Annotated in this window: 17 protein-coding genes and 1 other RNA gene; 2 read left to right on the forward strand and 16 right to left on the reverse strand. The window is 48.9% G+C overall.

All coding sequences use genetic code 11. The features are described from left to right. Positions 1–56 precede the first annotated feature (56 nt). Genes GX019_00970 through GX019_00995 form a run of 6 tightly spaced genes read right to left on the reverse strand, consistent with a single transcriptional unit; the run spans position 57 to position 6015 of the window. Positions 57–662 carry an XTP/dITP diphosphatase gene (locus tag GX019_00970; GenBank protein ID HHT35725.1) on the reverse strand — a complete coding sequence of 202 codons (606 nt, stop codon included), beginning with the start codon at positions 660–662 and terminating at the stop codon, positions 57–59. Continuing rightward, positions 655–1425, reverse strand: a complete 771-nt coding sequence (gene rph, locus GX019_00975) for a ribonuclease PH (protein ID HHT35726.1) — start codon at positions 1423–1425, stop codon at positions 655–657. Before rph ends, GX019_00970 begins: the two co-directional genes overlap by 8 nt. Continuing rightward, positions 1403–2809, reverse strand: a complete 1407-nt coding sequence (locus GX019_00980; GenBank protein ID HHT35727.1) for a UDP-N-acetylmuramoyl-L-alanine--D-glutamate ligase — start codon at positions 2807–2809, stop codon at positions 1403–1405. Before GX019_00980 ends, rph begins: the two co-directional genes overlap by 23 nt. Continuing rightward, entirely contained in the window at positions 2806–3678 is an 873-nt protein-coding gene (locus tag GX019_00985) for a glutamate racemase (protein HHT35728.1), read from the reverse strand. The genes GX019_00980 and GX019_00985 overlap by 4 nt, the downstream gene beginning before the upstream one ends. Positions 3679–3701: 23 nt before the next feature. After that, positions 3702–4208 (reverse strand): GerMN domain-containing protein, encoded by a 507-nt coding sequence (locus tag GX019_00990; GenBank protein ID HHT35729.1) that lies wholly within the window; start codon positions 4206–4208, stop codon positions 3702–3704. Positions 4209–4230: 22 nt separating this feature from the next. Then, complete coding sequence (locus tag GX019_00995; GenBank protein ID HHT35730.1) at positions 4231–6015, reverse strand: AMIN domain-containing protein; 1785 nt, start codon at positions 6013–6015, stop codon at positions 4231–4233. 193 nt (positions 6016–6208) lie between these two features. Between GX019_00995 and smpB the strand changes: the two genes are divergently transcribed. Next, positions 6209–6673: an SsrA-binding protein SmpB gene (gene smpB, locus GX019_01000; protein HHT35731.1), complete on the forward strand. Its 465-nt coding sequence runs from the start codon at positions 6209–6211 to the stop codon at positions 6671–6673. A 39-nt stretch (positions 6674–6712) separates the two neighbouring features. Further along, positions 6713–7067: a transfer-messenger RNA gene (gene ssrA / locus GX019_01005) on the forward strand. A 53-nt stretch (positions 7068–7120) separates the two neighbouring features. Here the strand turns inward: ssrA and secG are convergent. The 10 genes from secG to GX019_01055 form a co-directional block, all read right to left on the reverse strand. Continuing rightward, on the reverse strand, positions 7121–7339 hold the full coding sequence (secG, locus tag GX019_01010; GenBank protein HHT35732.1) for a preprotein translocase subunit SecG: 219 nt from the start codon (positions 7337–7339) through the stop codon (positions 7121–7123). 84 nt (positions 7340–7423) lie between these two features. Continuing rightward, a complete protein-coding gene (locus GX019_01015; protein HHT35733.1) occupies positions 7424–7690 on the reverse strand; it encodes a hypothetical protein in 267 nt (88 codons plus the stop codon). Positions 7691–7692: 2 nt separating this feature from the next. Then, positions 7693–9168: an alpha-N-arabinofuranosidase gene (locus GX019_01020; protein HHT35734.1), complete on the reverse strand. Its 1476-nt coding sequence runs from the start codon at positions 9166–9168 to the stop codon at positions 7693–7695. Between the two features lie 84 nt (positions 9169–9252). Then, positions 9253–10227, reverse strand: a complete 975-nt coding sequence (locus GX019_01025; protein ID HHT35735.1) for a carbohydrate ABC transporter permease — start codon at positions 10225–10227, stop codon at positions 9253–9255. A 13-nt stretch (positions 10228–10240) separates the two neighbouring features. After that, positions 10241–11104: a sugar ABC transporter permease gene (locus GX019_01030; GenBank protein ID HHT35736.1), complete on the reverse strand. Its 864-nt coding sequence runs from the start codon at positions 11102–11104 to the stop codon at positions 10241–10243. Further along, positions 11101–13290: a hypothetical protein gene (locus GX019_01035; GenBank protein ID HHT35737.1), complete on the reverse strand. Its 2190-nt coding sequence runs from the start codon at positions 13288–13290 to the stop codon at positions 11101–11103. The genes GX019_01030 and GX019_01035 overlap by 4 nt, the downstream gene beginning before the upstream one ends. Beyond that, on the reverse strand, positions 13280–15382 hold the full coding sequence (locus GX019_01040) for a hypothetical protein (GenBank protein HHT35738.1): 2103 nt from the start codon (positions 15380–15382) through the stop codon (positions 13280–13282). The genes GX019_01035 and GX019_01040 overlap by 11 nt, the downstream gene beginning before the upstream one ends. A 10-nt stretch (positions 15383–15392) precedes the next feature. Beyond that, positions 15393–16250, reverse strand: coding sequence for a carbohydrate ABC transporter permease (locus GX019_01045; protein ID HHT35739.1), 858 nt, complete (start codon positions 16248–16250; stop codon positions 15393–15395). A 3-nt stretch (positions 16251–16253) separates the two neighbouring features. Beyond that, positions 16254–17228, reverse strand: coding sequence for a sugar ABC transporter permease (locus GX019_01050; protein HHT35740.1), 975 nt, complete (start codon positions 17226–17228; stop codon positions 16254–16256). Continuing rightward, the gene (locus GX019_01055) at positions 17229–20132 is read right to left on the reverse strand and encodes an extracellular solute-binding protein (protein HHT35741.1); all 2904 of its coding nucleotides are present in this window, start codon (positions 20130–20132) and stop codon (positions 17229–17231) included. It abuts the gene before it with no gap. Positions 20133–20193: the final 61 nt, after the last annotated feature.

The raw sequence follows: 20193 nt of genomic DNA on the forward strand, positions 1-20193 counted from the left end.
CTTATATCGGACTGACAAATGCTATGATACCATATCTGAACAGGTATGTCAACACATTATCGGGAAAATTTTTCAATCAAAATGCTGCGGAGTTGACTTAAAGCTTTAGCGCGGTGGCTGATCTTATTTTTGACCTCGGCATCAAGTTCAGCAAAGGTTTTATCATACTCCGGAACGATGAAAAGCGGATCATATCCAAATCCATTATCCCCCCGCGGCTGATAACCAATCCTGCCTCGGCAGACCCCGGTGCAGATTTCTACCTCGCCATTAGGTTCAGCATAAGCGATAACACACTCGAAGTGCGCGTCCCGCTTTTCCCAGGGAACATCCTGCATTTTGTACAGCAGCTTTTCGTTATTGCGCTGATCATTAGTGGGTATGCCAGCGTACCGCGCCGAATGAATCCCCGGCTCCCCATTGAGAAACTCCACTACCAGTCCAGAATCATCTCCGATAGCAGGCAGATTTAAAGCTTTGGCTGTTTCCAGCGCCTTTTTGACCGCATTCGCGGTAAATGTGCGCCCATCTTCAACAATTTCGGGTAGATCAGCTATTTCCGCTGCCCCCTTCACGATAATGGGCAAATCAGCGAGGATGGCTTTTATTTCCTCTACTTTGTGCTGATTCTTTGACGCAACTACCAACACCGGCTCAGTCACCAGACGTTCCTCCCCACATTGTAGTCAAACCTGATGTTAATTCGCGTCTCTGGATTTTAATTAACTCGTCTACGCCTTTTTCTGCCATCTCCAGCATGGCATTTAGCTCCTGACGGCTGAATGTCTTTCCTTCGGCTGTTCCCTGAACTTCCACCAGCTGTCCGGAACCAGTCATTACAACATTAAAATCTACTTCCGCTTGGGAATCCTCCTGATAGCATAAGTCCAAAAGAACCTCACCATCGACAACTCCGACGCTGACTGCCGCCAGGTAATCGCTGACCGGGATGGTTTCCCATTTTTCCTGCTCCTTAAGCTTGCTCAAAGCATCCACTAAAGCAATGTACGAACCTGTAATGGCGCTGGTACGGGTACCTCCGTCAGCCTGAATTACATCACAGTCAATCCAGATTGTCCGCTCTCCGATTGCTTTTAAATCCACCACTGCTCGCAGTGCTCTTCCGATTAGGCGCTGGATCTCATGGGTGCGGCCGCCCTGCTTTCCTCGCGATGCCTCGCGAATGTTGCGCACCTCGGTTGCCCTGGGGAGCATACCATACTCCGCAGTAATCCAACCTTCACCCATTCCCCGCAGAAAAGGAGGAACTTTATCTTCCACAGAAGCAGTACAAAGTACTTTGGTGTCTCCCACAGTGATCAGTACCGAGCCCTCTGCATACTTGTTTACATTCCGTTCAATTTTTACCGGCCGCAGTTGATCCGCTTTACGACCATCCACTCTATCCACTAACCATACCTCCATTTTTAGTACTTTCATCCATCTTGGCAGCTAAGTCCTGCACAATCCTGCGAAAATGATCGCCGCGGGCTTCGAAATTAGGATACATATCAAAGCTGGCGCATGCCGGTGATAAAAGCACAGTATCCCCGGATCCAGCCAACTGAGAAGCGATATCAACTGCGTGATTAAGGTCATGAGCGCGGTAAATCTGCCCATATTCAGGCTCTACGGCTAAGATTTCCCGCTGAATCTGGTCAGCAGTCTGGCCCATTAGAATCACTGCTTTGACACTTTCAACTACCGCTTCAGCCAAGCCCCGATAACTAAGTTTTTTATCGTATCCACCTGCAATTAAAATCACTGGATTTGTGAAAGCCTCGATTCCCGCAATTGTTCGAGCAGGGCTTGTAGCTATTGAGTCGTTAACATAACTTACCTCATTTATGACTGCAACTGGTTCAAGTCGATGTTTAACTCCCTTAAAGTTCCGAGCGACTGTACGGATTGCGTCCCAATCTGCACCGGCTAGGTGAGCAGCAAGAGCAGCAGCCATAATATTTTGGACATTATGCTCTCCGATTAAACCAATGTCCTGCTTCGATATTAATGGCACAATTCCTGCCTGATCTTGGAAAACCAGCATGTCTGCCTCATCAACATAGATGCCGGGATTGACTTTAGTTCTTAAGCTGAAATAGTAGACCGATCCAACCGCCTCCTCAGCCATGGCTGCAACAATCGGATCATCGAAGTTAAGCACCACCACATCTTGAGGGGTTTGGTGCAGGTAGATCTGCTTTTTTGCGTGGATATACTTGTCCATGGTCAGATGCACGTCGAGATGGTTCTCGCTGATATTGGTAATTAGAGCTAAATGGGGGCTCTGCTCAAGCAGCTCCAGCTGAAAGCTGGACAGCTCCATAACTATCGGCTCATCTGCAGGAATCTCCTCAATTCGCTCTATTAATGGGGTGCCAATATTGCCGCCGACATGGCACTCGATATTGGCGGCTTTGAGCATTTCCCCAACTAAAGTGGTGGTAGTGGTTTTGCCGCTGCTGCCGGTTATACCAAAAACCGGAGCTTTGGCCTGCTTAAGCACCAGCGCAACTTCACTGAGAAGTGGAACTCTGCCGATCAGCGCTTGGATTTCCGGCAGATGTTTCGGTATCCCCGGTGTGAGAAACACCGCGTCATAATGGTCGAGATCAACGAGGTAATCTGCTCCTAAGCGCAGATCCACACCAAGTTCCCGCAAAAGCTCATACCGTTCCCCAAGCTCTGCGGCGGTTTTGCGGTCCCGGCCTGAGATCGCCGCTCCATGCGCTTGCAGATACCTAATTAAGGGCACATTACTGATGCCCAATCCAACCACCGCTACCTGTTTTCCCTGCCATTGTTTCATTGATCTTTCTCTCCTCGCCACACCGGAGACAGCTCGCCCAGAAAAGCTTCCATCGCGCTCGGCAGGGCTTCTGCCGGCTTATGAAAGCGCACTGACTTGATCTCCTGTCCAATAAAAAAGCTGGCCTTTTTGCGAAATTCTTCCGGATCTCCACTGGTCCAAAAGACCTCGGCAGATGGCTGCGGGTTCTCAGCATAGCCGTGATCCTGCAGCCAATCCCGCACATCTTCAGCCAGCTGCCATGCGGGATCAACAATGTTTATTCTCGGTCCGATGATCTCTCGGATTGGTTTCAGCAAAAACGGATAGTGGGTGCACCCCAAAATCAAAGTATCGATCCCCTGTTTTACCAGTGGATCTAAATATTGATGAAGAGCTGTATACACTTCCAGACCATCGACTTTTCCTGCTTCAATTAAAGGCACCAGCTTGGGGCAGCTCTGGGCAAAGACCTGAATGTCCGGTGCAAGTTTGCGGAACTCTTTCTGATAGCTGCCGCTGTTTACCGTTCCCACAGTGGCAATTAAGCCGATGCGGTTGTTTTTGGTGGCAGCGGCAGCTTTTTTCACCGCCGGTTCAATCACGCCAAACATGGGAATACTGGCGCTTAACTGCAGGGTAGGTAAAGCAAGGGCGGATGACGTGTTGCAGGCAGCAACAATGACCCGCGCCCGCTGTTGTTTTAAGAAACTCACGATGCCGTGGGAATAAAACAAGATCTGTTCCTTAGTCTTGTCTCCATAAGGAATATGGGCAGTATCAGCGTAATAAATCAGATCCTGCTTCACCAGTTGTTTAAAAGCCAGCCAGACTGTTAAGCCTCCCACACCGGAATCATAAATTCCGATTGGTGCTTTTGCCATTTCCATAATTTATCCTCCACTTATATCTATTATCGTGCTCCGATTAATGATTCATCTCTGCTGAGAGGTTGTGACAAATCAACGTGACCGGCGATAGTTGCAATACTTCGCCCCTCAACCAGAATGCGAACATACTCAATTTGGGCATCTTCGGTCAAGGTATTAACCAACCCATAAACAGTGATCAGCTCTGCCGAACTGCCTCCCGGATGATTTTCGACCAGCGCTGCGTTGAAATTGACCAGAATCAAATTACCTTCAACTTGGTAATTAATCACTTGGGTTCCCTCTGGCAGGATCGGTCTCAAACTTTTATTCTGGGGTCCGTTAACCAAAGCCTGCAGTCGGTCTCCGAGCGTGGGGCTGCCAGTTCGCATTTCCGGCTGCAGATAGACATCCTCACCGGATGCAAAATAGACCACCCAGAAAGGCTCTGAGCTGGCCGGGCTCTCTGTTTGAAAGAAAGCTGTTCGAATCAAAAACCCGACACTTACAATCAGCAGTATGACAGCAATCCACTGTTTAAGTTTGGTCATTAGTAAACACCTACCTCAGCCGTCAGCGGTAATTTTGGAAAAACAGCAGTACACCGTTAAGCAGACCTTCAGCTATCTTTTTCTGGTAGTCAGGATCAATCAGCAGTTTTTCTTCTTCCGGGTGACTTACAAAACCGACTTCGACTAAAACGGCAGGCATTTCAGCATTGTTTAAAACATGCAGGTCTGTCCGGGGGCGCACACCTCGATTCTTGGCATCCAAATGGTTCACCAGTTCACTCTGGACAACTTGTGCCAGGCGGAAGTTTTCAAGATAGAGAGGATTGTACAAGGTTTCAACCCCTCTGGCTGCGGTGCCCTCATAAGAATTGGCGTGGACAGAAATGAAGATTTCCGCGTTTACCATATTCGCTATTGCTACCCGATCAAAATAGGATACGTAGCGGTCATCATTTCTGGTATACACCACAATGGCACCCTGCTCTTCCAGCAGGCGTCCCAGCTCAAGGCTGATGGGCAGTACCACATCTTTCTCAAATACTCCCAATACATTCCCAATTGTGCCGGGGTCGGAGCCTCCGTGACCGGGATCAACAACTAAAATGCGGTGAGCAAGGGGCAGGCTGTCGTCAATTTTCCGATCTTCTGGAATCAACAGCTCCGGTTCTACCGGTTTCGGAGCTTCCCGCTCCAGCTTCGCCTGATACTCCTGCTCGGTTCCTTCGAATAATATGATTTCATAGCGGCCATTAATCTCTTCGACTTCAATCGGAATCATCGGTCCGTCTAAATCCAAAACCATACGGGTAATCGATGGAGTGTTCTGGCTGATGCGCACCGACCGCAGCGGCGGATCGCCTACCTGCAGCTCTCTGGCTCCGTCCAGCAGTGTTGTGGATTGAAAATCCAGTACCAGCCGCATCGGCGAAGGCAGCATCTGAACGCTGAACATGGGCTGCTCATTGGCTTCAAACCAGATCCGAGGATTCTGCTCTTCATCTCTATAATAGCCAATATCCCTAATTTGATAATTAAATTCGATCTCTAATCCACCATCAGGCCAGCGATTAATCTCATAATCGGTAGCCCGGTTCAAATCAAACACAATTCGGATCGTGCGGTGATCAAACTGATCAGAGCGGATCCGGCGCACCAGTGTGTCATTAATCACCTGTTCCGGGAACGGACCATCCCAGCGAACACCGGTCAAATCAATTACCATCCGATCCGGATTAGTCAGCAAAAAGCTTTCATACGCGGCAAATCCATCCAAATCAATAAAAACCCGCGATCTGGGTCCTCCCATAAACACAATCTTTTTCAACACCGGCGTACCAATAGTTGTGCTCTGCTCCGGATTAAGAAATTCGGGCAGATTCAAATCAGCCGGCTCTCCTTCTGCTCGAGCCCTAACCCAATCCGCCAGTTCATCTGATAAGTTTATGTAAAGAACTGCCTGCTTAGCATCAAAAGACAGCTGCAGACCTAATAAATCCACAACAAAACGAAGAGGAATCATAAACTCCCCATCGACAGCTTGGGGAGCAACATCCATAATCTGCTCTTCCCCATTCACCTTTGCTGTCGGCGAACCGATCTCCATTATAATAGTGTGGGTTGGGAATGAGATGGAAAGCTTACCTGCTTCCAAATCACTTTCCACGTCAGCAGCCATGTAGTCTCTCAGTACTGAAGCCGGAATTAGGATATTGCCATTCACTACCTGAGATGCTGCCAGTTCTACCTTCTGCCCACCAATATAGAAGCTGAAAGCAGCATCTGCGGCAGAATTTGCTGAAAAAAACATAATAAGGGCGATAAATATTATTAGTCCGTATTTCTGCATGTTGATCCTCCTAAAAGCACGGTCAAACGATGTTTCGCTCTTGCTGATGGAAATTCCTGCCACAAAAATAATGCCCTATTACTATATGTTTTCTGCTCTCTCCGTGTCAAAGCAGTTGCAGAAAATGCTTCCACCTTGCAGGATAAGTCCTGGTTTGCTATACTATAAATACCAATAGTAAGGGGGAAGCTGCGTGGCTGACGACATCAAAGTTATTGTTGAAAATCGCAAGGCGCGCCATGATTACCATATTATTGAAACCATCGAAGCAGGAATAGTTCTGACAGGAACCGAAGTCAAGTCATTAAGACTGGGCCGGGTTAATGTGCGGGACAGCTTTGCCAGGGTTAAAGATGGCGAAGTATTTCTCCATGGAATGCACATCAGCCCTTATGAGCAGGGCAACCGCTTTAACCACGACCCGCTGCGCATCCGCAAGCTGCTGCTGCATCGGCGGGAGATCAATCGCCTTGTGGGCAAGATCCAAGAGCGAGGCTACACCATGGTTCCCCTAAAATTGTACTGGAAAAATGGCAGGTGCAAAGTCGAGCTGGCACTGGTAAAAGGCAAGCGTCTTCATGACAAAAGGGAAACACTCGCCCGAAAAGACGCGGAGCGCCGCATAGAACGGGTTCTTAAGAGTACTAATTACCATTGATCTTTACTAACGTTTATGTTAAAGTATAGATACACCTCTGGGGGTGAATTAGGTTCGACATAGGTAGGAATGGCATCAGAAGCGAGCCGAGGTCCCCAACCACCTCGTTAAACCTTGGGACTTAACAATAAGTGCAAACGATAATTATTCCTTAGCTGCTGCATAGCAGGCTAACGCCTCGTTATTCTTTGCCTGTGAGAATAGTGCAGGTGTCAACCCAGCAGGCTACCTAATCGGCATCACCCGGGGTTGATTAGGGAAATTAACGGGTTAGTCGTTTACTCATCTGGCTGCAGAGAGGGGTAAATGATGAAAATTAAAACTGCAGCTGCGCTCGGAGAAGCTGGTGTGGTTTCACCTATGGACAGCGGTGCAACTCCGCTCACCTCCACCATAAACAAAAAAACAACCTAGCAGTTTTACCTGCTAGGTTTATTTTATTGCATTTTACAGAAGGCTCAGTACTACTGCAATCACCATGAAGGCACATGCTAAGTACTTAGTGGCCCTTTCTAAAATAATCTCTGATTGCGAAGCTTTGTTAAAGAACATCTTGCCGCCGCCACCAATCGATCCCAGACCTTCACCTTTACTCTCCTGGAGTACCACAGCGACAGTTAGTCCTATGCAGACTAGAAATTGAATCACCATTAAAAAGGTTTGCATCTCGAGCAGACACCCCCCTGCCATAACAGTTACCTCTTACAGTTTACCACAGAAACAGCCTGTCTGCAACCAATAAATGTCGGATTATTCATCCCAGCGGGACTGCTGGGGATGGGGACAGGAACCGGTTCGGTACTTAGCTTTAACCTGCACAATACAGCCGCATAACATACATGTGGTTCCGTACTCAAGGTATGAGCAGTCCAGACACTTGCCTAAACGTCTGTTGTAGACTTCGTCCTCAACAGCTTGGCCGGAGCGCTCCACCTGGGCAACCATCTGCGCGATTGAATCAGGAGAGACCTCAACCGACTCACTGCAGCCTTTGCACAAATCCCGCTTCTCGTCCATTGCTATTCCACCTTGAGGACTGCGACCGACATTGGCGGCAGTTTCACGCTCAGTTTGTTTTGATTCAGAACTGCCTCATCGAAAGCAGATGGCGCAACTTTATCAGGCTCATCGAAGGTGTTGTGGTCATTCATGACATCTGCTGTCAGGATTGTTCCACTGACAAACACTGCATCCATCCCCCGCAGGTCGCAGTCAATCTCAGCAGCATTTTGCGGATCCAAATTGCAGAGGGAAATATGCAGTTGACCTTCGGCATTGCGGGACGCGGAAACAGTCACCTGTGGAATCGATTCATTTTCAAACTGATACAGGTCGCTTTCACAGTAAACGTCCACAGCGTCCGCATCCTGGTGAACTTTATACATATCGAATACATGGTAGGTCGGGGTCTTAACTAGTTTATCGCCTTCGGTCAGCAGCACTGCCTGGAGTACGTTAACAGTCTGGGCAATGTTGGTCATCTGCACACGCTGGCAGTGTTTGTGGAAGATGTTAAAGTTAATTCCCGCTACCAGAGCATCTCTGATGGTATTCTGCTGATACAGGAAGCCTGGGTTGGTGCCCGGCTCTACATTATACCAAGTTCCCCATTCATCGATAATCAGCCCGACCCGCTTATGGGGATCATAGAAATCCATAATTGCACCGTGGCGGGTAATCAGGTCATCCATAACCATCGTTTTTTTCAGAGTCACAAACCACTCTTTGTGGTCAAAATCTGTTGCCGAACCTTTATCGCCCCATGTGCCAGGTACAGTATAATAGTGGAGACTTAAGCCATTCATCATCCGTCCCGCTTCCCGCATCATAACTTCGGTCCAGCGGAAGTCATGGCCGTTGGCACCACAGGCGATTTTGTAGATATTATTGCCTCGATAGTTGCGGACATAAGTCGCATAGCGCCGGTACAAGTCCGCATAGTACTCGGGGCGCATATTGCCGCCGCAGCCCCAGTTTTCATTACCAACCCCGAAATAAGGCAGTTTCCAAGGCTCGTCCCGGCCGTTTTCCCGCCGCAAGTTGGCCATCGGCGATTCGCCATCAAAGGTCATGTACTCCACCCACTGCTCCATTTCATGGACACTGCCGCTGCCTACATTACCGCAGATATATGGCTCGGCACCGATTAATTCACACAGCAGCATAAATTCATGGGTTCCAAAGTGGTTGTTTTCAACCACACCGCCCCAGTGGGTGTTGATCATCTCAGGGCGCTGATCTCTTGGACCGATGCCGTCTTTCCAGTGGTATTCATCGGCAAAACAGCCGCCAGGCCAGCGTAAAACCGGTATCTGCAGCTGTCTTAATGCTTCAATCACATCATTGCGGATACCTTTGGTATTGGGGATGGGTGAATCCTCTCCCACCCAAATGCCTTCGTAAATACAGCGACCCAGGTGTTCCGAAAAATGACCGTAGATGTTCCGATTGATTTTACCCCGCTTTATATCAGCATTAATAATAATTTTCGTCATCGCTAAACCTCCTTGTTTTTTTGCTGGAACAAGTTCCCTTCCTTCTATTAGACTAGTTGGCTTAAAATCCTGCTTAAACCAGACTTATTCTACCAAACCAGTCCTTTCAATACTTTCCGTAAACCAGCGCTGGGCAATGAAATAAAGGATCAGAATTGGGAAAATCACTAAAAACGCTCCGGCCATCCGCACCGGCTCAGTCATTGTGCTCAAGCCATAAGGGTTCACATCGTAAATCTCATCAAGAGTCTGCTGCAAGCCCTGGAGTCTGCGCACCAGCGACCACATATTTTGATTCGAGACAAACATCGAAGGCAGGTAGTAATCGTTCCAGTGCCAGACAAAGGAAAACAAGCTGACTACCAGCACAGCCGGTCTTGCCAGCGGCAGCATAATTCTGGTAAAGATCGTTACTGAATTAGCCCCGTCTAAGCGAGCTGCTTCCTCTAACGACTGGGGCTGGCCCATGAAAAACTGCCGGTAGATTATGATAAATAAGCTCCCCTTCAATCCCAATCCCAGCATTTCCGGCACAATCAGCGGATAATAAGTATTCAACCAGCCAAAATTCCGGTAAAGCAGGTATAACGGGATCACGATTGTCTGAGGCGGCACGATAAAGGTAAGGAACACCAGCAAAAACAGGATGTTTTTACCCGGAAAGTTGTAGCGGGCAAATCCGTATCCGGCAACTGCGCAGGATATAGTCTGGGCAACAGTGGCAATTGCTGCTATAAACACAGTCTGCCCCAGTCCCTGCCAGTACTCGAGTCCTTCAAATGCTTTTGCCAGGTTATCCCAATTCAGGGCTGTGGGAATCCAGCGAATGGTAGGATCTACCAGATCAAGCGTGCTCATCATCATTGTGGACAGCATGTAAAGAATTGGGTAAACATAAATAAACGCTACATCAACAAGGAGGATGAACACAATAATCTTGTTGATCACACCGGTCTTCATGCCCCGGCCGAACAGGATTCCTCTCAGACTCAGCCACCGCGGCCTCAGCCCCTCCCGCAGCGCATCAGTTCTTTGTGCAAATGTAGGTCTGATACTCACCGCGCTCCCCTCCCTAGTATCTTTCCACTTTCCGCATTCCCAGAGTATAGACAATTACTAACGCAACCAAGATCAGGGCGAAATAAATCCAACCCAATGCCGCGGCGTAGCCCATTCCTGTCCGCACGCTGAACATATGCCTGTTGATCGTGCCGAGCATTTGGTTAAATGGTGATACAGACAGCTCCACAATCGTATACACAGTAGTTAAGACTATAAACGGCCGCAGTGCTGGCAGAGTGATCTTCCAAAATGATTCCCACCGCCCTGCTCCGTCAATAGCAGCCGCCTCGTAGACGCTGTCACTGATAGTCTTTAACGCTGCCAGAATCAGCAGAATCTGCACACCAGAGCTCCACAGCACCAGAGTAAAGCGGGACAGCACAGCGGTGACCGGTTCATTTAGTGACTCAGGCAGCGCGTTGATCAGCATGTTGAACACGTTAAACCGCGTCATAAAGCTGCCTCCGCCGGCTCCCAGATCAAAGAGCGTGGTAATTACCTGACTTGTTGAGAAGATTACCGGCAGGAAGAAAATCGCCCGGAAGATGCCTCTACCCCACACTTCCTCGTTAATTAACAGTCCGACCAAGAGTGAGAAAATCACGATAATCGGCACAGAAATCAGGGATTCCTGAACAAAAGCTGCCAGTTCCACGGGAAAAACGTTATCGCTCAGGAACGCGTAGATATAGTTATCCCAGCCGACAAAAGTGAAGTTGATGGCAGTGGCGGTTACCTGCACTTCCGTAAAACTCATATACAGGGAATAAGCCAGCGGAAAAGCCATAAACACGATAAAACCTACCAGCCACGGCAGGATGAAGGTAAATCCCTCCAGCGAACGACGAGCAGCTAAGGACAGCTTCAGTTTCATTGGATTTGTCCCTCCTTATCAAAGACGGCAAAGGAATTGCCCATCACTGTTGTGCCGCTGTAATCATAAGGGCGGGTGCCGTAATTAACCACAAAGCGGGTTCCATCTTCATACTCAGTCAGAAACACATCAGCCGCTAGCGGTCTGTGGTCGACGATAAACTGATCATGCACCTGCTGCAGCTTTAGATTAATCTTCTGGTACTGCTCCACGGTTCGATCCAGCCAATCAAGATAATAGGTACTGTACATGTCGCTGGACAGTGTGTAGCGGAGATGCCATGACGGCTCAGCTGTCAGCACAAAGCTGGGCAGCGCGCCGTACTCAACCGCCCGCAGCAGATCTCTGGTAGGATTGATGCTGAGATTGAGATGGTCGGTATAATATGTTACCAGCCCGTGCACAGCAATTTGGTAAAAAGGTATCGACTGGTCGATAAAGGAATCCTGGGTAGTCTGCAGGGGAATATCCTGAATGAAATCTATCGACCCGATTAAATACGCGTTACCGGTAGTAACGCCGATGGTGTCAACATACTCCCGGGTTAAATCGATCAGCTGTTTGTAAAGCAAGCGCGCATCGCGGCGTTGAATCTTCGCTTCGATGTTGGGATTGTGATCGCTGTTCAGAGCAGACCCAATGGAAAGGTGCACCAGACCGTCCACTCCATACTGGGCGATTTTGGGAATATCCCGCTCTGCATACTCCAAGCTGATCTTAGGCGAGATCAGATAGGTGGTGACGTCCGGCGCGCCAATCGCAAAGCCATAGGATGACATCCGGATTAAGTCATTAAACGCAGTGCGGCTGGCCTGAGTAGACGGCTGAAATCCATTGTTTGAACCGCGCGCGATCGTATAATCATCGGCCAGCAGAATTCTAATGCCGCGTTCATGCAGCTGGTCAACCAGTGAGCGAAGTCCTTCTTCTCCGCCCAGTTCTTTCTCCGGTGGTAACCGCCTTGGCAGATTGCCGTGGATTCCCATCCGGTTCCAGCCTCTGAAATTGATGATTAAGTTATCAACACCACTGGCGAGCAGCTGGTCAACAACTTCAACTGCCTGCTCAAAGGTGGTAACAGGCTTGATGACCGGCCCGAAAATGTTGGTCTCATAATCGGCTCCTAACAGCTCAACCAAAAGCGGCGCCTGCCAGGTTTTTGAGTCAATGCGCTTGGCACCTTGCTCAGCGATTAAATACTCGCGGTAGGTCTGAGCCATTCCCACATAGTCCGCCTGGTCATCGGTCAAGAAGTAGAACCTAATCCGGCGATCGCCGGGAATTGGATTTTCGTCAAAAATGCGGATGCCGCCTCCCTGCCGAGATGTCCGCATGATAATGGATTGACTGTACCACAGTTCGGCAGTAATCCAGTTAAGATTAGTAATAACTCCTGCCGGAGTCGCAATTACCTTTGCGGACTCCTGACCTTCCTCAATAATGCCGAGAAATGCTTGGTCCCAAGTTTTCATCCCGAAAATGGGCATTACCACAGGCTCACGGTAGGGATCGTAAGTGGGCTCTGCCGAAGCCGGATCCAAACCGTAAATCCACTGGTTGTACCCAGTTTGGGAAAGAGACACCTGCTCCTTAAACCACACTAACCCACCGGATCCATCAGGAACAACCATATAACCAGACGGATCTGCTTCACTGGGTTGAGCTCCCAAAAACGGCAGCAGCCTCAAGGCCAGCAGCTGCAGGTCGCCATTGCCAATCTGGACCTGTTCCCAAGGCACATAGGCAGTCAGTGAGTTATCGGCGAGGGTGTATTCCACCGTAAAACCGATGCCCGTGTTTTCAAAGTAATAGCGCATGGCAAAACCATTATCGATCTCGGCATACTCAATCTGCACATCCTTTGAATAAGCGTTAGCTCCCCGCACATTGCGCCTTTTGTCGAAGTAATCTAGATAAATTGGCGACTGAAGATTGCCCTGCCACGCATCAGAAAGCCACATAAATCCATCGATTGTGCTCACATCGGGATTGGAGTACCAGACTCCCCCGGCACGATCTCGCACAATCAGCTGTCCGTCCTCAGGGCGGGCATACAGCTCAAGATATTCGTTTTGAGCAGTAAGCTGAAAATCTTCCGGTATTTCTACCGCTGCAACGCTGACACCGGCAGTTACAAATATCAGCAGGAATCCTGTCATCATGAGCATCCGTTTGCTAGAAAACACGGTAGATCACCTCTTTGTAAAGACCTACAGCAAAGTCGCTGACGTTAAAGGTCATGCCAATCACTAAACCGCCGATTGCACCAATCACCACCATCATCAGCACCGATAGGATGCAGTTGGGAATCGCTTCGAAGATCTCGTAGTTATGGATGGTGTAGACCATGACAAAGAACAGAATTGCGCTCCAAATCACTGCCACATTCTGGAAGAAATGGTAAACAGGCGCCTCGTAGTTTGTCATCACATTGGAAATTAGGGTTAAAGGAAGCATGATGACGATATAAGGAACGAGACAATAAGCACTGGCGATAAACACATCTTTGAATCTGCCTTCACCCTCTTTGAGCGCGCTGATTAGGTAGTGGCCGATTACCCAGATCACCCACGGCAGAATGAACGTCATGGCTTCAATGCCGAGATTAATGCGATTGCGGTCAATGCTCATAAAGATTAGGTTGGTATAGTAAAGGGAAAAGAGCTTGGTGGCAAATGCCAGCAGCACAATGACGCAGGCAGATAACCACGATCCTTTATTGGACCAGCGCACATCATAAAAGCCTTCCGAGGGATGGAAAATAACCGTCTTGGCGTGCATTAAATCGCCTAATAGACGGTTAACCCGATACCAATCCCGCTTTTGTCTGGGGCGGTGGCGCAGGTACACGCGATTAACAATCTGATAAACAACCCAAACTGCTGCTAAAATAATCAGGACCTTGTCAAAGTGGTTCAGAAGCCAAGCTCGCCTTGCCCACCAAAATGCATCGGAGTAACCATCAGCGTACTGGGCGAGATAAAAATGGTCCATGGCTGTCTCAAACTCCTCATTTTGATAGGCTGCCATGCCCAATCCGCGGTGCGCAAAGTCAAAGTTGGAATTGCGCCGCAGTACTTCTTCCCAGTATTTAGCACTGTCATCGTATCTGCCGTCTTCAAACAAATAAACCGCTTCATGAACTAACTGGGCGAATTCCGTCGGTTTAAAGACATGCAGGGTATTGCTGCGGGAATCGGATACGATGATCAGACCATCGGAGCGGATCGCCAGCCCCGCTGCCTGGTTGATCAAACCCATTCTCTCAATCGCAGCAATACTGCGGCCGCCAAAAACAAACAGCTTATCTCCGTTTGGGGTATATTGGAAAATCTGCCCGGTATTAGCATCCACTGCCGTAATAATGCCTTTCGGATCTACAGCTACAGCATTAAACATGGAAACGCCGGTGCGGAAATAGGGTGCGCCATAATCTCTTTCCGGCAGGGTGTTGATGCCGCCGAGGTTAAAGCGCTTGACCTGAGCATGACTAGTCGAGATCGTAGCAGTGTAGATCTGCCCGCGCTGATCAATCGTTACAAAGCTGGGAGAACCGGGCAGGCGCCGTTTTTCCCGTCCTAACTGTTCTTCAGTAAAGAAGATCTGCTTTAAGACCCACATTAAGTCAAAACCGGCCTGATTGCCGCCGATAAAACCAAGAAACTCACCAGATTCTGACAGCTGCACTAAGCCCCGATAGCCGCCCTCGGTAACGATAAACAGTGAGCCGCGGTGATCCACTACCAGCGATACCGGGGCAAACCGGTAATCCACGCCAAAGATCTGGGAATCTGGTCTGCCGTACGCCTGCATGAACTCACCGGTAGGGCTGAATACAGCCACCCGGCTGTTGCCGGTATCCGCCACAAAGATGCGGCCATCCTCATGCACAAATACACCCTGCGGCCGCGACAGGCGTCCCTGGCCGGAACTATCCCCGATCGAGCGCAAATAATTAAACTCATCATCATACTCGACGATGCGGTTATTGCCTGCATCCGCGATGTAGAGATGGTTCTTGCTGTCTACTGCTAAGCCCTGCGGCTGACTGAAGGGCACTATTGCATAGCCTGATATTGACCAGGGATCCTCCAAGCGGATATCAAACCCATCCAGCATGAGAATCGGTTCATAGGGGGCCGGAGACACAACCGGCTGGCCCCAGGCATCAAAACTGAAACTGGGGTACGGAACGGCAGCTGAGATCGGCACTTTCAGCCCAACAATCACCAGACCGATAATCACTAAACTAACTGATAACCTGTAAAATCGCTGCACCGAATCCACCTCACTTCAGGCCCGAATGTGCCATAGTTTGAATTACTCGGTTCTGCATGACCAGGAAGAAGATCAAGTTTGGCAGAAACATCAGCAAACCTGCGGCAGCCGCTGCTCCCTGTCCGGCCACATTGTTAGCTAGACCGGAAGTGAGGGTGCCGAGGAAAAACGGCAGCGTCCGCATGGCTTCGTTTTCAATATAATAAATCGATGGCTCCATGGTATTCCACGCTGATTGAAAAGTCAGCAGCGCGATTGTGCTCACTGCCGGACGGCAGATCGGATAAATAATCCGAAACAGGATATGCCACTCTGACGCACCGTCGATTCTGGCGGCAGCCAGCAGATCTTCGGGTACCTGATCCACAAACTGCTTAAACAAAAACACACTCACGGGCGCTGCTACCAGCGGCAGGATATGGGCCAAGTATGTATCAATAATTCCCAGACGCTGCACAATGATGTAACGGGGAATGATCACTGCCTGAGGAGCAAACATCAAGGCCATAATGGTCATATTGAGAATCGCGTTTTTGCCGAGAAAATTATGTTTAGATAGGGCAAATGCTACCATCGTGCTGAAAGCAACTACTACAATCACCGTTGCCGCAGCCGAAAATACACTGTTAAACAGATACCTAACTACCGGTACCACCGCAGCATCTACCGAAGTCAGCAGCTGAGAAAAGTTGTCCAGCGTAGGATTCATCACATAAAAGCGGGGTGGATAAAGAAATAATTCGCTTAAAGGCTTAAACGCCTGCATGAAGATGAACACAATCGGCAGCAGCATAAAAACAGCTAGAAAACTTAAGAACAGCGTCAGGATAATTTGGGTTAAGTCCATCTTAAAGAGCCGAAAGCGCATCGATTATTCCCCCTCCTTTGGCCCAAAAAGTGCCCACGCAAGCTTGCTGGATATATAAACAATAATCAGCAGAACTACGGAAATTGCCGCGGCATAACCCATTTCGAAGCGCTGGAAAGCAAAGTCATCGATATGGTTGAGAATCAGCTGACCCGCGTAGTTGGGAGTTGGGTTTTGACCAGACAGAGTCACCCCGATTGCCCCCGCTTGGAGAGTGTTGACAATTGACATCACTGCTCCAAACAGCATCTGCGGTTTAACCGATGGAATTGTGATGTAAAAGATCTCCTGAGCCCGATTTTTAATTCCGTCGATCCGAGCTGCTTCATACAGCTGGGGATCAACATTTAGAATACCGGCCATCATTGCCAAGAAACCTACTCCCATACTGCTCCACAGTGTGACGATAATCATAACAGGCATCAGCCACTGCTCACTGTGGAGCCAGTTAATCGGTTCGGTAATAACTCCCAGCCCCAGCAAAAAGCTGTTCAGATAGCCAACCCGGTCTCCGCTGAACAAAACCAGCCAAATGGCTGACATGGCCACCGCGGCTGCCATCGAAGGGGTGTACAGAGCTAAGCTATAGACGGTCCGCATCCGCTGGGGCAGCTGGGCAATCAGCCAGGCTAACAGAAACGACAGCAGATATCCGCCCGGACCCACAATTATGGCAAACGTAAAGGTATTGGGCAGGACATGGGTCATAAATACATCATCTTCAGTAAAAAGATAGATATAGTTGAGCAGCCCTACAAACCGAGGTGTTTCAATCATATTGTAAAAGGTAAAGGAAAGCCCGATCGCTCCTAAAACCGGCAGGAGAATGAAAATCGTAAAGCAGATTACATATGGGGCAACCATGACATAGGATACCCGGTCCTGCCAGAGGCGCCGGCCGAAGCTCCTAAGCCTTGCTCCGAGCCCCGGTGAAGTAGGCCGCAGCGCCCGCTCATATGCCGGAGTTTGAGATTTCATCTATTGACCCTCCTTTTCCCAATCCCAAGGCTCATTAACCACTGGAATACTAAACTCTACTACTCGTTCGCCCTCTTCGTTAATTAAACCAAACTCAAGCTGTTTGCGGAGCAGTTCGCGGCGGACATTCCGGTCTGCTTCATGCAGAGCCAGCCGCGTATTTTGGGCTCCTGACGCAGTGCCGATTACCACGCGGTTCCAAGCAAAGGACAGCTCCCGCTCGAGAATGTAGCCGCCTGGTACTTGGGGAACGTCTTTGAGCCAGCGCCACTGTTCTTTAATCGTCTCTAATTCTTCTAAGGTCCAGGGAATCTGAGTAATAGCTGCTAAGTTGGCCGTATTCCAGCGATAAGCCACACTGAACATGGCTTCCACTTCGTTGCCGAAGCGAGCCTGTACTTCTGCTGAAGTCCACCACTTAATCCATTCCCAAGCTTCTTCTTTATGATCACTTAATTCAAACATAATAATCGACTGCATCGCCCCGGGTGCCCAGCGGACAGTTTCGCCATCATCTTTCTTAACTCCAGGCATGGGCGCAATGCCCCACAGCTCCCGCAACTCAGGAGCAGCAGCTTTCAGCTGGACAAAAGTGTTGTAATCCGAGACACCAAGCGGTATATCTCCCGAGCGGAAGTTCTGGAAAAACCATGCTACGAAGTTATCTAAGGCATAAACCGTATATAGATCGGTTAAACGCCTGAAGCCGGTGAGGGCTTCGGGAGTTAACAGACTTGTGCGCAGTCCATCAGGTGAGTAAAGCTCAGCATCCGCTTGATAGAAAAATGGCGCCATAACATTTAAGGCTTTGATACCGGTACCGGCTGAAACCGGAATGTAGAAATTCATGCCCATCTGCTGAAGCAGCGGCAAGAGTTCAACAACGTCATCCCAGGTATCCGGAAGCTCGATGCCCAATTCCTCAACAATGTCTTTGCGATAAAACAAGACCCAGAAATTTTGGGTTTCGGGCATGGCGTAAACGCCATCTAAATAGTGATAGGACAAGAATGCGCCGGGATGGAAGCGAGCAGCCACCTCGTCAAAATCCGGAAACTGCGTTAAATCAACCAGCGCACCCCGGCTCGCTAAGTTAAACGGTGTAGTATACCAGACACTCGCCGCCAAATCCGGGGGAGTTCCATTGGAATTAGCCAAAATCAATTGGTCTTCTCGAGGCATTAAGCTGAACGCCACTTTGATGCCGGTTTGGGGTGTAAACCACTGATCGGTAAGCTGCTGCATCACCGAGACGAAGTCTCGTCCCCGGCCGACCCAAATCTCTAAGGTATCTTCATCGCCTAAGCCAACAGCATTATAATTTTTAAAGAATGACTGGACAAAGTTTTTAATCGTGACCCAGGTCCGCGCTGCAAAGCTCGATTTGCCCGGCGGCAGCGGATGCCCCGGTGATGTAATGAAGATTTTATCGATCTGCAGCGGTTCATCCTGAAGCGATAGAATCACGTTGCCAATCACTTCCGAAATCGAACCCGAATCAACTGATAGCTGAGTATAGCGAAGCGGCAGCATTTCCGGCTCTTCTGCTAGAGCTTCCAGCTGTTCCGCGCTGACAATTAGGTTGGCTGCAGCATCAGGAGCTCTGCCGGTAATGGCTTTTAATCTCTGATACTCTGCTCTAAGCCGCGCTGCGCTGTCTAAAATCCGATCAATTGCATCCGGTATCTGCTTATCCAAATCCCAATCCCGATACCGATCCGGGTTGCGGCCGGTGGCCATGGCGATACTGATGGATAAGTCCCGCAGATCGGAGATTACATCTAAAATAGTATTGATTGTCGGCTGAACAACCTGATTAATCGCAGTTAAGCGCAGTTTGTGCGTTCCTTTGGTGAGGTAAAAGAGCATCGGCTCACCATCAGCAGCTTCAAAGAAAGTTGACTGCCAGTTTTGATCATAATGAAATGAATACAGCAGCAGTTCTGGTGCGGGGACTTGATCATCGATTTCGATTTTGCGGTAGGTAGGCATGTTATGCTTAAAGTTCTGGGCAAATCGAAGCCCGATCTGGTAATAGCCATCTTCTGGCACAGTAAATTCCCACTCTGCCCACTCACCGGCAGCGTGCCAGTATAAAGTATTATAAATCGTGACACCATCTTCACGGGGAGTAACCAAGGGATCACCACTGGCGTTTACCATTACCGATGAGTGAGATTTGGAAAGCGGATTCTCGGCCTCGATTTCCAGCTTCCATTCTTTAACGGCCTTCAAATCAAGCTGGGGTTTTTGATACTCGGTCACCACCTGCGGAGGAACTAAAGCAATGCTTTTTAGAATCACGTGGGAGCGGAGTCCATGTATTCGAATTGTATGAGTGCCTTGAGAAAAATACCACTTAAAAGGTTCCACGTACTTGCCGTTAATATCGCTAAGTCTCATGGAACGCATGGTAAAAATCTGCTCTTGGAAGGCCCGTCTTTCATTATTAAAATCATCCCGCTCAAAGGGATAAACGCTGTTGCGCCACTGGCGATCCAGGGCAGTGCGGCGCGCTTCTCGAAATGGATATTCACCATTTATCTCGATGCCAATCTCAATGTTAAACATCTGGCTGCCGAGAGGCATATACTCCACCATAATATTATATAAGCCGGGTTGGTCTACAAATATTTGGTACTCAACCCAGCCGTCATCAGCCTGCCAATACAGCAAATCATCTTCTGTCCTGAATTTAGCCGGATCAGAAACTTCATTATAATAAACAGCAGGTATAATTATTCCAGTCTGGTTTAAAGGAATCTGCTGGATACCTTGGTCAATCAAATTTACAAGATAATCTCCATAGGTCGGCTCACTGAAAATACTGCTTGCAGCAGCAGAGCCGGCTAAGATTATTAGTATTAATATCAGTGCAGAGACGATTTTCCAAGACTTCTGCATGTGACAACCCCCTTACCAGAACTGCGGTAGCACGTTCGCTCCCTCCATAAGAAGAGAGCGA

This window comes from Bacillota bacterium (assembly GCA_012837335.1).
Taxonomy (GTDB): domain Bacteria; phylum Bacillota; class Limnochordia; order Darwinibacteriales; family DTU012; genus DTU012.